This is a genomic window from Nocardioides ureilyticus (assembly GCF_051280745.1).
Classification (GTDB): domain Bacteria; phylum Actinomycetota; class Actinomycetes; order Propionibacteriales; family Nocardioidaceae; genus Nocardioides.
On sequence record NZ_JBNCOG010000001.1, the window covers coordinates 102,716 to 116,645 of the forward strand.

Consider the following 13,930-nt stretch of genomic DNA (forward strand, 5'->3'; position numbering starts at 1 on the left):
CGCTCTCAGTCCGCGGCGGAGGAGGCCGCGAGCTGTGCCCGGGGGGTGCGCCGGCGGGCGAGCCGCCGCAACCGGTAGACCTGGCTTGCTCCCACGCCCCAGAGCAGGAACTGGGTGGCCATCGCCCAGCGGAAGGCGTCCGCGGTGTAGTCCCCACCCGGCGCGGTCCGCCAGTCGAGGACCAGGCCGATCATCACCACGAGGACCAGCGTGGCGAGGAAGCCGCCCTGGTTGATGAGGCCACTCGCGCTGGCGAGGCGCGAGCTGGGGTTCGAGGTCCGGCCGAGGTCGAAGCCGATCATCGACGCGGGTCCACCCACCCCGACGACGACGGCGAGCAGGACCAGCACCCCCAGTGGGGCCTCGCCGGGCCACGACAGCACGACGGCCCACATCGCCGCGACGGCGGCGACGATGGTCAGCACCATCGAGGACCGGTGCCACGGGTGCGCCGCGACGAGCCATCCGAGCACCGGCCCGGCCGCCATCACCGACACGACGACCACGGTGAGCAGGGTGCTGGCCAGGGTCGGCGAGAGTCCCTCGCCGACCACGAAGTACGGGTAGCCCCAGAGCAGGCCGAGGACGTTGCCGCTGAAGGGGGTCGAGAAGTGCATCCAGAAGCCCAGCCGCGTCCCCGGCTCGGACCAGGAGGCGCCGAGGCTGGCGCGCACGGCCGCCAGCGACATGGTCTCCCCGCGGAGGTTCCGCTGCGTCGGGGTGTCTCGCATCACGACCGCGAGCGCGACGAGGAGCACCGGGCCGAGCGCTGCCGCGAGGAGGTACGCCGTGGTCCAGCCGAGGTCGCGCAACGCCCAGGTCATCGGCACCGCGGAGATGACCGCGCCGAGCTGGCCCAGCGTCCCGGTCAGCTGGCTGAACAGCGGGATCCGCCGGAGCGGGAACCAGCTGCTGACCAGGCGGAGCACGCAGATGAAGGTGAGCGCGTCGCCGACGCCGACCAGCGCGCGGGCCGCCAACGCCGCCGGGTACGTCGAGGCGAGCGCGAAGCCGGCCTGCGCGACGGTCATGACCACCAGCCCCGTGAGCAGCACGCTGCGGGACCCGAACCGGTCGACGAGCAGGCCGACCGGCACCTGCATGCCGGCGTAGACGAGCAGCTGGAGCATGGTGAACGTGGCCAGCTGGGAGGCGGAGATGTCGAACCGCTCGGTGGCGATCAGGCCCGCCACGGCCAGCGACGAGCGGTGGAAGACGGCCAGCAGGTAGACGAGGAGCCCGACGCCCCACACCAGGAGAGCCGTGCGGAGAGGCGGCTCGGTCGTGGCGATCACCGGAGCATTCTCACCGCCACCGGGCTACTTCGTTGCTTCCATCATCTGGCGCAGCTCCTTCTTCAGCTCGGAGATCTCGTCGCGGAGCCGGGCGGCGACCTCGAACTGGAGCTCGGCGGCGGCGCTGCGCATCTGGTCGGTGAGGTCCTGGATCAGCTGGGCGAGGTCGGTGCTCGGCATGCCCGCGAGGTCGGCGGCGTGCTTGCCGGCGTCTTTCTTGCCGAGCGCGGGGACCGGCTGCTTGGCCTTCGCGCCGCCCGCGCGGCCCTTGGCCTCGGTGTTGGCCCAGGTCTCCAGGAGCGCCTGGGTGCTCTCGTCCTCGCGGGCCAGCATCTCGGTGATGTCGGCGATCTTCTTGCGCAGCGGGGTGGGGTTGATGCCGTGCGCCTCGTTGTAGGCGACCTGCTTGGCCCGGCGCCGGTTGGTCTCGTCGATGGCGTTCTCCATCGACGGGGTGATCTTGTCGGCGTACATGTGCACCTGGCCGGACACGTTGCGCGCCGCGCGCCCGATGGTCTGGATCAGCGACTTGTCCGAGCGGAGGAAGCCCTCCTTGTCGGCGTCGAGGATGGCGACCAGCGAGACCTCCGGGAGGTCGAGGCCCTCCCGGAGCAGGTTGATGCCGACGAGGACGTCGTACTCCCCCAGCCGCAGGTCGCGCAGCAGCTCGATCCGCTTGAGCGTGTCGACCTCGGAGTGCAGGTAGCGGGTGCGGATGCCCGCGTCGAGCAGGTAGTCGGTGAGGTCCTCGGACATCTTCTTGGTCAGCGTCGTGACCAGCACCCGCTCGTCGCGCTCCACGCGGAGCCGGATCTCGTGGATCAGGTCGTCGATCTGGCCCTTGGTCGGCTTGACCACCACCTCGGGATCGACGAGCCCGGTCGGTCGGATGATCTGCTCCACGACGTCGCCGCCGACCTTGTCGAGCTCGTAGTCGCCCGGCGTGGCGGAGAGGTAGATGCTCTGGCCGATCCGGTCGAGGAACTCCTCCCAGCGCAGGGGGCGGTTGTCCATCGCGCTGGGCAGCCGGAACCCGTGCTCGACGAGGTTCCGCTTGCGCGACATGTCGCCCTCGTACATGCCGCCGATCTGCGGGACGGCGACGTGGGACTCGTCGACCACGAGCAGGAAGTCCTCGGGGAAGTAGTCGAGCAGGCAGTTCGGCGCCGAACCCCGCTGGCGGCCGTCGATGTGCATCGAGTAGTTCTCGATCCCGGAGCAGGAGCCGACCTGCCGCATCATCTCGATGTCGTAGGTCGTGCGCATCCGCAGGCGCTGGGCCTCGAGGAGCTTGCCCTCGCGCTCGAACCTCGCCAGCTGGTCCTCCAGCTCCAGCTCGATGCCCTTGATCGCCCGCTCCATCCGCTCCGGGCCGGCGACGTAGTGGGTCGCCGGGAAGACGTAGAGCTCCTCGTCCTCGGTGATCACCTCGCCGGTCACCGCGTGCAGCGTCATCAGCCGCTCGATCTCGTCGCCGAAGAACTCGATGCGCACGGCGTGCTCCTCGTAGACCGGGAAGATCTCGAGGGTGTCGCCGCGGACCCGGAAGGTGCCCCGGGTGAACGACATGTCGTTGCGGGTGTACTGGATCTCGACGAGGCGGCGCAGGATCGAGTCCCGGTCGTGCTCCTCGCCGACGCGCAGCCGGATCATCCGGTCGACGTACTCCTGCGGCGTGCCCAGGCCGTAGATGCAGGAGACCGTGCTGACCACGATGACGTCGCGCCGGGTCAGCAGGCTGTTGGTCGCGGAGTGGCGCAGCCGCTCGACCTCCTCGTTGATCGAGGAGTCCTTCTCGATGTAGGTGTCGGTCTGCGGGACGTAGGCCTCGGGCTGGTAGTAGTCGTAGTAGGAGACGAAGTACTCGACGGCGTTGTCGGGGAAGAGCTGGCGCAGCTCGTTGGCGAACTGCGCAGCGAGCGTCTTGTTCGGCTGCATGACCAGCAGCGGTCGCTGCACCTGCTCGGCGACCCAGGCGACCGTGGCCGTCTTGCCGGTGCCGGTGGCACCGAGGAGCACGACGTCCTCCTCGCCGGCCTGGATGCGGCGGGTGATCTCCTTGATGGCCGTGGGCTGGTCACCGGACGGCTGGTAGTCGGAGACCACCTTGAACGGGGCCACGCGGCGCTCGAGATCGGTCACTGGACGCATGTCTTCGAGCGTAGTCGGCGGCGCCGACAGTGCCCCCGCTACAGCCCTCGCTACATTGTGGCCCGTGAGTCCCCGCCGACCGTCTGCCGCCGAGCGGGCCCTGCGGCTGCTCAACCGGACGCTGCTCACCGTCTTCGGCATCCAGCTCGCCATCGCGATCGGGATGTCGCTCGTGGACTCCTACCGCCGCCGGGGGAAGAGGCCGAAGCCGTTCCCGGTGACCCCGCCGCGGACGGTCCCGGTCGGTGACGGCGAGGTGACGACGTACACCTTCGGCAAGGACCTCTACGAGGACATGATCGCCGCGATCGAGGGCGCGCGGCGGCAGGTCCTCTTCGAGACCTACATCTGGAAGGGCGACGCCGTCGGCGAGCGCTTCAAGCAGGCGCTGGTCGACGCCGCGGACCGGGGCGTGGAGGTCTACTGCATCTACGACGGGTTCGCGAACCTCGTCGTCTCCCCGCGGTTCAAGCAGTTCCCGCCGTCGCTGAAGGTGCTGCGCTACCCGGTGTACGCCGCCGGCTGGCGCTTCTTCGACCTCACCCGCTACGGGCGCGACCACCGCAAGATCCTCGTCGTCGACGACACCGTCGGCTTCGTCGGCGGCTACAACGTCGGCACGGCCTACGAGACCGAGTGGCGCGACACCCACGTGCGGCTGACCGGACCGGCGGTGTGGGACCTCAAGCGCACCTTCGCCGACTTCTGGAACCTCAACCGGCGCCGGCTGATCGCGCACAGCGCGCGGCCGCTGCTGCTCGAGACGGCGTCGAGCTGGGAGCCGAGCATCCGGTTCCAGCGCAACGTCCCGCGACTGTGGATGTTCCCCATCCGCGGGATGTACCTGGAGGCGATCAACCGCGCCAACCGCAACATCTGGATCACCCAGGCCTACTTCCTGCCCGACCAGGACCTCGTCGACGCGCTCAAGGCTGCGGCCGGCCGCGGGGTCGACGTACGGCTGCTGGTGCCGCTGAAGTCCAACCACATCGTGGCCGACTGGATCTCGCGCGGTTACTTCTCCCAGCTCCTCGACGCCGGGGTGCGGATCTTCCGCTACCGCGACGCGATGGTCCACGCGAAGACGGCGACCGCCGACGGGACGTGGTCGACGGTCGGCACGGCGAACATCGACCGGCTGAGCCTCCAGGGGAACTACGAGATCAACATGGAGGTCATCGACGAGCGGCTGGCCGCCACGCTCGAGGAGATCTGGCGCCGCGACGAGTCGAACAGCATCGAGCTGACCAGCTCCGAGTGGGAGGCGCGCGACCTCCACCGGCGCTTCACCGAGTCGTTCCTGCGTCCCCTGCGCCCGCTGCTCTGAGTTGTGGGGCGTGGGGCGTGGGGCGCCCGGCCGTTCCCTCAGGCGCTCGGGAAGCGGATGACCGACGCCAGCTGCAGCGCCTTCGCCCGGTCGCCCTTGACCTTCAGCCGCCCCTTCATCACGCCGGCGACGGCACCCAGGTGACCGGTGGCCAGGCGGAGGAAGTCGTGGGCGTCGCAGAGGATGGTGGCGTCCCGCTCCCCCGCCGGGACCTCGGAGCCCGCGCCGTCCTCGCGGGTGACGGTGGCCGCGCCACGGTGGAGCCGGACGACGTACCGGTCCGGATCGCCGTCGGCGCCTGCGAGCCGGAAGCCGACCACCAGCTGCAGCTTGGCGGCCTTCCGCTCGTCCACGAACGACGGCAGCCGGCGGAAGACCTCCTCCAGCACGACGGGTCGGAAGCCGCCGGCCATCACCCGCTGCAGGTGGTCGACCGGGGCCTGACCGACGGCGCGGGCGACGTCGTCCGGATCGAGGGCGGTCGGGTCGACCGCCACCTCCTCCCGACCGGGGATGCGGAAGACCGCGCCCACCCCCAGGGCGAGCATCGCGTCGCCCTCGATGTCGAGGGCGCCGGAGAGGTACTCCAGGCCGGCGTTGCACTCACCCGACACCAGGCGCACGAAGCACAGGATGCTCGTGCGCAGGATGACGTCGGCGTCCGCAGCCTCCGTCGGGTCCTCGACCATCCGGACGTCGCCCCCGCGCAGCGAGATCGCGTGGCTCTCCAGGACCGCGCCGCGGCGCACCAGGTCGAAGCGGACGACGCCGTCGACCGCCGCCAGCCGATCGCGGTCGGCGTACTCGTCGAGGCGGCGCAAGATGCCCGGGACGGCCGCGCCGCGCACCTCGTCGCGGCCGATGAGCTCCAGCAGCGCCTCGTCGTCGGTCCGGGTCACGGCGGCGACGAGCTCCTCGGCCGGCGCCTGCGCGAAGAAGGCCTCCGCCGCGGCGGCGTCGGCGGTGCGGAGCTGGTCGAGCGACACCTCAGTCACCCGGCAAGACAACCACGTGATGGCGGGGCGTGCCGGTGCCGCCCCGTGGGTAGCGGGTCCCCATGGACGCCCCGCGCATCGCCCCCGGCGGCCCCCGGGAGGTCGGCCTGGTCACCTGGGCCCTGGCGCACGCCTTCGGGCGTCGCAGCGGCACCCGCCCGCCGGCGGTCTTCCTGACCATCGGCCGGCACCGGCGCCTCTTCCGCGGCTGGCTGCACTTCGCCGGTCGGCTGATGCCCGGCGGCCGGCTCCCGCGCCCCGAGAGCGAGCTGGTGATCCTGCGTGTGGCGCACCTGACCGGCAGCGAGTACGAGGCCACGCAGCACCGCGGCCTGGCCCGCCGGGCCGGCCTGAGCGCCGCCGAGGTGGAGCGGGTGCCGCTGGGCCCCGACGCCCCCGGGTGGACCGAGCGGCAGCGGCTGCTCCTGCGGACCACCGACGAGCTCCACGCCGACCGGGACCTCTCGGACCTGAGCTGGACCGAGCTCCGCTCGGAGCTGGACGAGGAGACCTGCCTCGAGCTGGTGATGCTCGTCGGGCACTACGAGCTGCTGGCGACCACGCTGCGGGTGCTCCGCGTGCCGCCCGACCCGCCCCGCTGAGCATCCCGGCCGACGCCGGGGGTGACCCTGCCGGCTGCGACGAGGCGGAGGAGCACGGCGACGGACACCGCCTGGGCGGCCAGCAGGGCGACGAGCACGAGCACCTGCGCCGAGGCCGCCTCGACCGGCGAGCCGCCCGCGAGGAGCACGCCGACGAAGGCGCCCGGGAGCGCGACCAGCCCGACGGTCCGGGTCTGGTCCAACCCCGGCACGAGCGCCTCCCGCGCGGTCGGCTCGAGGACCAGGTGCGTCGCCTCCTGCCGGCTCAGCCCCAGCGCGAGCGCCGCCTCCAGCTCGCCGTGCCGCGCGACCAGCTCCTGCGCGGCACGGCGACCGGAGAGGGTGGCCGCGGTCATGGCGCCTCCGACCACGATGCCGGCCATCGGGATCAGGCCCCGCTCGTCCAGGCGCACCACGCCGGACAGGCCGGCGAGGGCGACGACCGGGACGGCCCCGGCGGCGAGCGCGAGCCCCAGCCAGGGCAGCTGCCGGTCGGGCACGGCGACGCGACGACCGCTGGTGGCCGTGGCGACCAGGAACATCAGCGCGACGAAGGCGAGCGACCACCCGGTCGACGCCAGCACCGCGACGATCACCAGCGCCACCACCGCCAGCTGGGCCACGGCGCGCAGCGCGGCGGTCACCTGCTGCCGGGCCACCCCCAGCCCGGTCAGCCGGGAGGTGCCGGCGGCGAGGAGGACGAGTGCGACCAGAGCACCGGCCAGCCGCCAGGGCACCTCGTCGGCCGGGAGCGTGGCGAGGTGGCCCGTCACCACGTGTCGACCGGCCGCCCGCTGCCGCGGAGCCGACCGTCGCGCGCTGCCGCGTCGAGGAGCCGGGCGACCACCTGCCGGGTCTCGGCGGGGTCGATGACGTCGTCGATCTCGAAGTGCCGGGCGACGTTGAGCGCACTCGAGTGCTCCTGCGCCCAGGCGGTCAGCTCGCGCACGGTCCGCTCCCGCTCCTCCGGGTCCTCGATCGCCTCGAGCTCGCGGCGCATGGACAGCCGCACCGCCCCCTCCAGGCCCATCGCCCCGAGGTGCGCCCCCGGCCAGGCCAGCGTCATGAGCGGCTCGTGCGTCGACCCCCCGAGCATGGCCTGCGCGCCGAGCCCGTAGCCGCGCCGGAGCACCACGCCGACGAGCGGCACGCCCAGCTGGGCGCCCGCGACCAGCAGGCGCGAGGTGTGCCGCACCAGGCCGGTGCGCTCGGCGTCGGGGCCGACCATCATCCCCGGCGTGTCCACGAACGAGAGGACCGGGAAGCCGAAGGAGTCGCAGAGCTGGAGGAAGCGGGCGGCCTTGTCGCCGGCCGCGGCGGTGATGGCGCCGGCCATGTGGCGGGTGTCGTTCGCGACGACCCCCACGGTCCGGCCCTCGACGCGGCCGAGCGCGGTGAGCAGCTCCGGAGCGAAGGTCGGGCGGAGCACGGTGACGCTGTCCTCGTCGCAGACGGTCTCGACGACCGGCAGCACGTCGTACGCCGTGCGCTCGCCCTCGGGGACCACGTCGCGCAGCGCCGTCTGGTCCGGCGCCTCCCACTCCTCGACCGGGCCGAGGAAGTAGCCGAGCAGCCGCCGGGCGGTCGCTACCGCCTCGCCGGACGCCACGGCGACGTCGACGACGCCGTTGGCGGTCATCACGTCGATGGGCCCGACCTCGGCCGCTGCCACGTCGCCCAGCCCGCCTCCGGCGATCATCGCGGGCCCACCCATCCCGAGCGAGGCGCGCTCGGTGGCGACCACCAGGTCGGCGCAGCCGGCGACCACGGCGTTGCCGGCGAAGCAGTTGTCGTCGACGACCGCGATGCGGGGCACCCGCCCCGACAGTCGCGCCCAGGCGGCGAAGGTCGTGACGTCGAGCGCGGAGACGAGCGGGATGTCGGTGTCACCGGGCCGGCCGCCGCCGCCGGCCGCGAAGAAGACGGTCGGCAGGGCGAGCCGGTCGACGACGTGGAGGAGCCGGTCGGTCTTGCGGTGGCCGCGCATGCCCTGGGTGCCGGCCATCACGAGGTAGTCGTAGGAGAGCACCGCACACGCGTGGCCGTCGACGGTCGCGAGCCCGCCGACGATCCCGTCGGCGACCGTGCGGTCGAGCAGGTCGTCGACCTCCCGCTTGTCCTGCTGGGCCGCCGTGACGAAGCGGCCGTACTCCACGAGGCTGCCGGGGTCGACCAGCTCGCCGATGTTCTCCCGCGCGGTGCGCCCACCGCGGGCGTGGAGCCGCTCGACCGCGTCGGGCCGCGCGGCGTCCTCGGTCAGGGCCCGCCGTGCGAGCACCTCCAGCAGGTCCGCGCGGATCGACATGGCGCGGAGTCTAGGAGGCTGCCGGGGCCGCCGGGGGTCACCGACGGGTGACCCGGGCGGGCAGGTGGGTCCGCGGAGCCATCCGGGCGCCGTGCCGTGGCCGGCGCAGGCCTGCCGCGCCGAGGAGGGCGGGCACCCGGCCCCGGTGCGGGCGCCACGGCTCGAGGTACGCCTCGAGCTCGGCGTCGTCGAAGGGCACCCCGGTCAGCGCCCACCCGACGTCCTTCGCGACGTGGTAGTCGTCGAAGGAGACCGCGTCGGGGTCGCCCAGCGCCCGCTGGCGCACCTCGGCGGCGGTCCACCGCCCGATGCCGGGGATGGTGCAGAGCCGCCGCTCGACCTCGTCGCCGGCCAGGCCGGCGAGGCGCTCCAGGGCGTCGGCCACCCGGGCGACGGTCACGACGGCCCGCGAGCGCGCCGGGTCGACGTGCATCCGCAGCCACTCCCAGGACGGCATGCCACGGAGCGCGGCCGGGGTCGGCTGCACCCACAGGTCGAGGTCCGCGCCCGGACCGGGCGCGCGCTCGCCGTAGCGGCGCACGAGCATCCGGTAGCCGGCGAAGGCCTCCTGCCCGGTCACCCTCTGCTCCAGGATCGCGGGCAGCAGGGCCTCCATCACCCGGCCGGTCCGGCCGAGCCGGAGGTGCGGGTGGCGTCGGCGGGCATCGGCCAGGACGGGATGGCGCGGCTCGAAGCCGGTCCAGTCGTCACGTGCGCCGAGCAGGTCGGGGACCGAGGCCAGGACCCAGTCCGCGCCCGGGCCCCACGCCTCCGCCTGCACCTCGCCGGCCGAGGAGCGCGTCGAGAGGACCAGCGTCGCGGGACCCTCGGGGGTGCCGATGCCCCGCCAGTGCCGGCCGTGCCGGTCGACCCGGTACGTCGGGTCCCCGTCGCCGCGCTTGTGCGGGCGCAGCGTCCGCTCGACCGCGCACGGCCAGTCCGGGCGCCAGACGCGGGTGGAGGAGGTCACGGCGCAACGGTAGGCGTCGCGACCGACGACCGCCCGGTCCTGGAACGCGTTCCACCGGCGTCCTCCCGGCCGCCCTAGGGTGCCGGCATGCTGCAGACCTCCGACCAGCGCCGAGTGCGCACCCTCACGCTCGACCGGCCCGAGGCGCTCAACGCGTTCAACGAGGCGCTCTACGACGCCCTCGCCGACGCCCTGCTCGAGGCCGCCGAGGACCCGGCGGTGGCGGTCGTGCTGCTCACCGGGAGCGGCCGGGCCTTCAGCGCCGGCACCGACCTGCTGGAGATGCACCGGATCGCGACCGATCCGACGTTCGAGCGTGGCCGCCACGGGTTCCCCGGGCTCGTCGACGCGCTGGCGGCGTTCCCGAAGCCGCTGGTGGTCGCCGTCAACGGCGTGGGCCTCGGCATCGGCGCGACGGTGCTCGGCTTCGCCGACCTGGCGTTCATGGCGACCGACGCGCGGCTCAAGTGCCCGTTCACCTCGCTGGGGGTGGCGCCGGAGGCGGCCTCCTCCTACCTGCTGCCGCGGCTCGTCGGGCGCCAGCAGGCGGCCTGGCTGCTGCTGTCGGCGGAGTGGATCTCCGCTGCGGAGGCCGAGGAGATGGGCCTGGTCTGGCGGGTGTGCGAGCCGGAGGACCTCTTGCCCGAGGCGCGGCGCCACGCCGAGGTCCTCGCGGCCCGCCCGATCACCTCGCTGGTGGCCGTCAAGCAGACGATGACCGACCCCCTGCGGACCGGCATCGCCGACGCCCGGGCCCGGGAGAACGCCGCCTTCGCCGACCTGATGGGCGGGCCGGCGAACCTCGAGGCGCTGGCCGCGTTCGCGGAGGGGCGGGAGCCGGACTTCAGCGGTCTGTGAGCCGGCGATCCGCACAGAACCTGCACAGTTCGCACCCGGCCTCCGCGCGCCGACCTCCCTAGCCTTGCCGACATGAGAGCTGACGCCCACGGCACCCGTCGCCGGGTCCTCGTCGTGGAGGACGACCCGGTCATCAACCAGGCGGTCACGGACCGGCTGGCCGCCGAGGGGTACGACGTGGTGCGGGCCGTGGACGGGCCCGGCGCCGTCGCCGCCTGCGAGGAGCACTCCCCCGACCTCGTGGTGCTCGACGTGATGCTGCCCGGGTACGACGGGCTGGAGGTCTGCCGGCGGATCCAGGCCACCCGGCCGGTGCCGGTGCTGATGCTCACCGCCCGCGCCGAGGAGGCCGACGTGCTGGTGGGCCTCGGCGTGGGCGCGGACGACTACCTCACCAAGCCGTTCCGCATGCGTGAGCTGGTCGCCCGCGCCGGGGCCCTGCTGCGCCGGGTGGAGCGCGCCGCGCAGCTGGTCGACCGCCGACCGTTCGAGCTCGGCGACCTGCGGGTCGACGCGGCGGCCCGCCGGGTGTGGGTCGCGGACGAGGAGGTCCACCTGACGCCGACCGAGCTCGACCTGTTGGTCTGCCTGGCCGCCGACCCCGGTGCGGTGGTGTCGCGGGAGCGGCTGATGGCCCAGGTGTGGGGCTGGCCCGGCGCGTCCGGCACGCGCACCGTGGACAGCCACGTGAAGGGCCTGCGCGCCAAGGTCGGGGCCGACCGGATCCGGACCGCGCACGGAGTCGGCTACGCCCTCGAGACGGGGACGGACCGATGAGCCCCCTCGCCTGGGTCTCCTCCCTCAAGGTCAAGCTCGGCCTGCTCGTCGCCGCGAGCGTCGTGGTGGCCGCGCTGGTGGCGACCCTCGGGCGAGCCACCGGCGTGCCGCCTTGGCTCAGCGTGCCGGTGACCATCCTCCTCGCGCTGGCCGTGACCCAGCTCCTCGCGGTCGGCATGATCTCTCCGCTGCGGGAGATGACCGCGGCCGCCCGCCGGATGGCCACCGGCGACTACGCCGTGCGGGTCACCGAGACCTCCACCGACGAGGTGGGCGAGCTCGCCCGCACCTTCAACACCATGGCGCGCGACCTCGCCACCGTCGACGGCCAGCGGCGGGCGCTGGTCGCCAACGTGAGCCACGAGCTGCGCACGCCGCTGACCGCCCTCTGCGCGGTCCTGGAGAACCTGGCGGACGGCGTCGGCCCGCGCGACCCCGCCTCGCTCCGGGCGGCGCTGGACCAGGCCGAACGGCTCGGCGGCCTCGTCGAGGACCTGCTCGACCTCGCCCGTGTCGACGCCGGCAAGGCACCGCTCACGCCCGAGCCGGTCCGGGTCCGGCCGCTGCTCGAGGAGGCCGTGGCCGAGGCGCGGGTGCTCGGCAGGGACGTGGCGTACGACGTCTCCGTGGAGCCGGGCGACCTCGTGGTCCGTGCCGACCCCGCACGGCTGCGCCAGCTGGCGGCGAACCTCCTCGACAACGCCTCCCGGCACAGCCCCTCCGGCGGCACCGTCTCGGTGCTCGCGGTCCAGCACGGTGAGCGCTACCGGCTGGAGGTCCACGACGAGGGCCCCGGCGTGGCGGCAACCGACCGGGACCGGGTCTTCGAGCCTTTCGGGACACTGTCGGCGGCCGACGGCGGCGGTGGCGGCACCGGGCTCGGCCTGACGATCGCCCGCTGGGTCACCGACCTGCACGGCGGCACCATCGGCTTCGTGGACCCGGACCCCGGCCGCACCGGTGGGCGGGTCCGCGCCGACCTGCCGCTCGCACCGCCTGACCGGCCGGTGCCGTCGGTGCCTGCTGAGGAGGTGCCGGTGCGTGCGGCCCCGGCCGCGTCGGGGGCCCACCCGGCTGGGCTGGAGCCGGTCGCGGCGCGCTCCCTGCTCGACGACGTCTTCGGCCGCTTCTGGCCCGACCGCGGCGTCGGACCCCGCCTGGGCGTGCTGCTGGGAGCGGTCGCCACCGGCATCCTCGCCAGCATCCTGCTCCCCGAGCGACAGCTCGGGCTCGGCACCTTCCTCGTCCTCCTCGCGGCGGGAGGGGTGGTGCTGCTCGCCAGCCGGCACCGGGACGCGACGTTCACCCGGGCCTGCGCCGCGCTCTGCGTCGCCCTGGCCGCGACCACCCTCGTCCGTGCCGCCGAGTGGATCGTGGTCCTGTGCCTGCTCGGCGGGGCGGTGCTCTGCGTCTGCGGGGTCACCCGCGCCCGGTCCTTCCCGGGGTTCGTCCTCTCGGGGCTGGCGTGGCCGCTCGCCGGCCTCCGCGGGCTGCCGTGGCTGGGGCGCACCCTCGCGGTGCTGACCGGTCTCGGGCAGGGCGCGGCGCTGCTGCGCACGGTCGTCTGGTCGACGCTCGGCCTGTTGGTCTTCGGGGCGCTCTTCGCGTCCGCCGACGCCCTCCTGGCCGAGTGGGCCGACGCGCTGCTGCCGGACATCACGGTGGACGTGCTGGTCCTCCGCGCGTTCCTGGCGGTGGCCGTGGGCGGCGCGGTGCTCGCCGCGGCGTACCTCGCCCTCGACCCGCCCCGGGTCGAGCGCGGCGGCGACCGGCCCCGGCCGGTGGGGCGGCGGTTCGAGTGGCTCGCTCCGGTGGCCGTGGTGAACGCGGTCTTCGCGGCGCTGCTGGCGGCGCAGGCCACCGTGGCGTTCGGCGGCCACGACTACCTCCGGCGGACGACCGGCCTCACCTACGCGGAGTACGTGCACCAGGGCTTCGGGCAGCTGACGGTCGCGACCGCGCTGACGCTGCTGGTGATCTGGGCGGCCGCGCGGAAGGCGCCGCGGACGACGGCGGCCGACCGGGCGTGGCTGCGCGGGTCGCTCGGGCTGCTGTGCCTCCAGACCCTGGTCGTCGTCGCCTCGGCGCTGCACCGGATGCACGTCTACCAGGAGGCGTACGGCTTCACGCGGCTGCGGCTGCTGGTGGACGTCTTCGAGGGCTGGCTGGGGTTGCTGGTGCTCGCGGTCGTCGCCGCGGGGGTCACCCTCCGCGGTGGCTGGCTGCCACGGTTCGCCCTCGTCAGCGGCGTCGTCGCATTGCTCGGCCTGGCCGCCCTGAACCCGGACGCGTGGATCGCGGAGCGGAACCTCGACCGGTACGCCGAGACCGGTCGCGTGGACTGGACCTACCTCCGCTCGCTCTCCGCGGACGCCGTACCGGCCCTCGGCGACCTGCCCGCGGACGTCCGCCACTGCGCGCTCCCGCAGCCTCGCGTCCGGTCCGACCTCGACTCGAGCGACTGGCTGGAGTGGAACCTCGGACGCGCCCGAGCCGACGAGATCCTTGACCGCGTCGCCGCCACCCCGCCCCGGGGCTGCGTCGACTCCTGAGCCCGGTTCGGTGGTCGAGCAGCGTCCTCGGTGGTCGAGCAGCGTGTTCGGTGGTCGAGCTTGTCGAGACCACACGGGTCCTCGGTGGTCGAGAAGCG

At 73.8% G+C, this 13,930-nt stretch carries 11 protein-coding genes; 5 read left to right on the top strand and 6 right to left on the bottom strand.

Features of this window, described 5'->3' with window-relative positions; all coding sequences use genetic code 11:
* Positions 1–5: 5 nt before the first annotated feature.
* Together ACSMHG_RS00545 and uvrB are read right to left on the bottom strand one after the other, a co-directional pair.
* Positions 6–1,295, bottom strand: coding sequence for an MFS transporter (locus ACSMHG_RS00545; RefSeq protein ID WP_435741369.1), 1,290 nt, complete (start codon positions 1,293–1,295; stop codon positions 6–8).
* A 24-nt stretch (positions 1,296–1,319) separates the two neighbouring features.
* Entirely contained in the window at positions 1,320–3,446 is a 2,127-nt protein-coding gene (gene uvrB, locus ACSMHG_RS00550) for an excinuclease ABC subunit UvrB (protein ID WP_435741370.1), read from the bottom strand.
* Positions 3,447–3,510: 64 nt separating this feature from the next.
* On the opposite strand from uvrB, the gene ACSMHG_RS00555 reads away from it, so the two are divergent.
* Positions 3,511–4,773, top strand: a complete 1,263-nt coding sequence (locus tag ACSMHG_RS00555) for a phospholipase D-like domain-containing protein (protein ID WP_435741371.1) — start codon at positions 3,511–3,513, stop codon at positions 4,771–4,773.
* 38 nt (positions 4,774–4,811) lie between these two features.
* Here ACSMHG_RS00555 and ACSMHG_RS00560 read toward each other — a convergent pair whose 3' ends face one another.
* Entirely contained in the window at positions 4,812–5,768 is a 957-nt protein-coding gene (locus tag ACSMHG_RS00560) for an SCP2 sterol-binding domain-containing protein (protein ID WP_435741372.1), read from the bottom strand.
* Between the two features lie 62 nt (positions 5,769–5,830).
* On the opposite strand from ACSMHG_RS00560, the gene ACSMHG_RS00565 reads away from it, so the two are divergent.
* Positions 5,831–6,370 (top strand): carboxymuconolactone decarboxylase family protein, encoded by a 540-nt coding sequence (locus ACSMHG_RS00565; protein ID WP_435741373.1) that lies wholly within the window; start codon positions 5,831–5,833, stop codon positions 6,368–6,370.
* Here the strand turns inward: ACSMHG_RS00565 and ACSMHG_RS00570 are convergent.
* From ACSMHG_RS00570 to ACSMHG_RS00580, 3 genes are read right to left on the bottom strand one after another with little or no spacing between them, the layout of a single operon-like run.
* Positions 6,310–7,143: an ABC transporter permease gene (locus tag ACSMHG_RS00570; RefSeq protein ID WP_435741374.1), complete on the bottom strand. Its 834-nt coding sequence runs from the start codon at positions 7,141–7,143 to the stop codon at positions 6,310–6,312. The genes ACSMHG_RS00565 and ACSMHG_RS00570 overlap by 61 nt on opposite strands.
* Entirely contained in the window at positions 7,140–8,675 is a 1,536-nt protein-coding gene (locus ACSMHG_RS00575) for an acyl-CoA carboxylase subunit beta (protein ID WP_435741375.1), read from the bottom strand. Before ACSMHG_RS00575 ends, ACSMHG_RS00570 begins: the two co-directional genes overlap by 4 nt.
* Positions 8,676–8,712: 37 nt before the next feature.
* Positions 8,713–9,645: a DNA-3-methyladenine glycosylase family protein gene (locus ACSMHG_RS00580; RefSeq protein ID WP_435741376.1), complete on the bottom strand. Its 933-nt coding sequence runs from the start codon at positions 9,643–9,645 to the stop codon at positions 8,713–8,715.
* Positions 9,646–9,732: 87 nt separating this feature from the next.
* On the opposite strand from ACSMHG_RS00580, the gene ACSMHG_RS00585 reads away from it, so the two are divergent.
* From ACSMHG_RS00585 to ACSMHG_RS00595, 3 genes are all read left to right on the top strand, one after another.
* The gene (locus tag ACSMHG_RS00585) at positions 9,733–10,503 is read left to right on the top strand and encodes an enoyl-CoA hydratase/isomerase family protein (protein WP_435741377.1); all 771 of its coding nucleotides are present in this window, start codon (positions 9,733–9,735) and stop codon (positions 10,501–10,503) included.
* Positions 10,504–10,575: 72 nt separating this feature from the next.
* Entirely contained in the window at positions 10,576–11,280 is a 705-nt protein-coding gene (locus tag ACSMHG_RS00590; protein ID WP_435741378.1) for a response regulator transcription factor, read from the top strand.
* Positions 11,277–13,832 carry a DUF4153 domain-containing protein gene (locus ACSMHG_RS00595; RefSeq protein ID WP_435741379.1) on the top strand — a complete coding sequence of 852 codons (2,556 nt, stop codon included), beginning with the start codon at positions 11,277–11,279 and terminating at the stop codon, positions 13,830–13,832. The genes ACSMHG_RS00590 and ACSMHG_RS00595 overlap by 4 nt, the downstream gene beginning before the upstream one ends.
* Positions 13,833–13,930 lie beyond the last annotated feature (98 nt).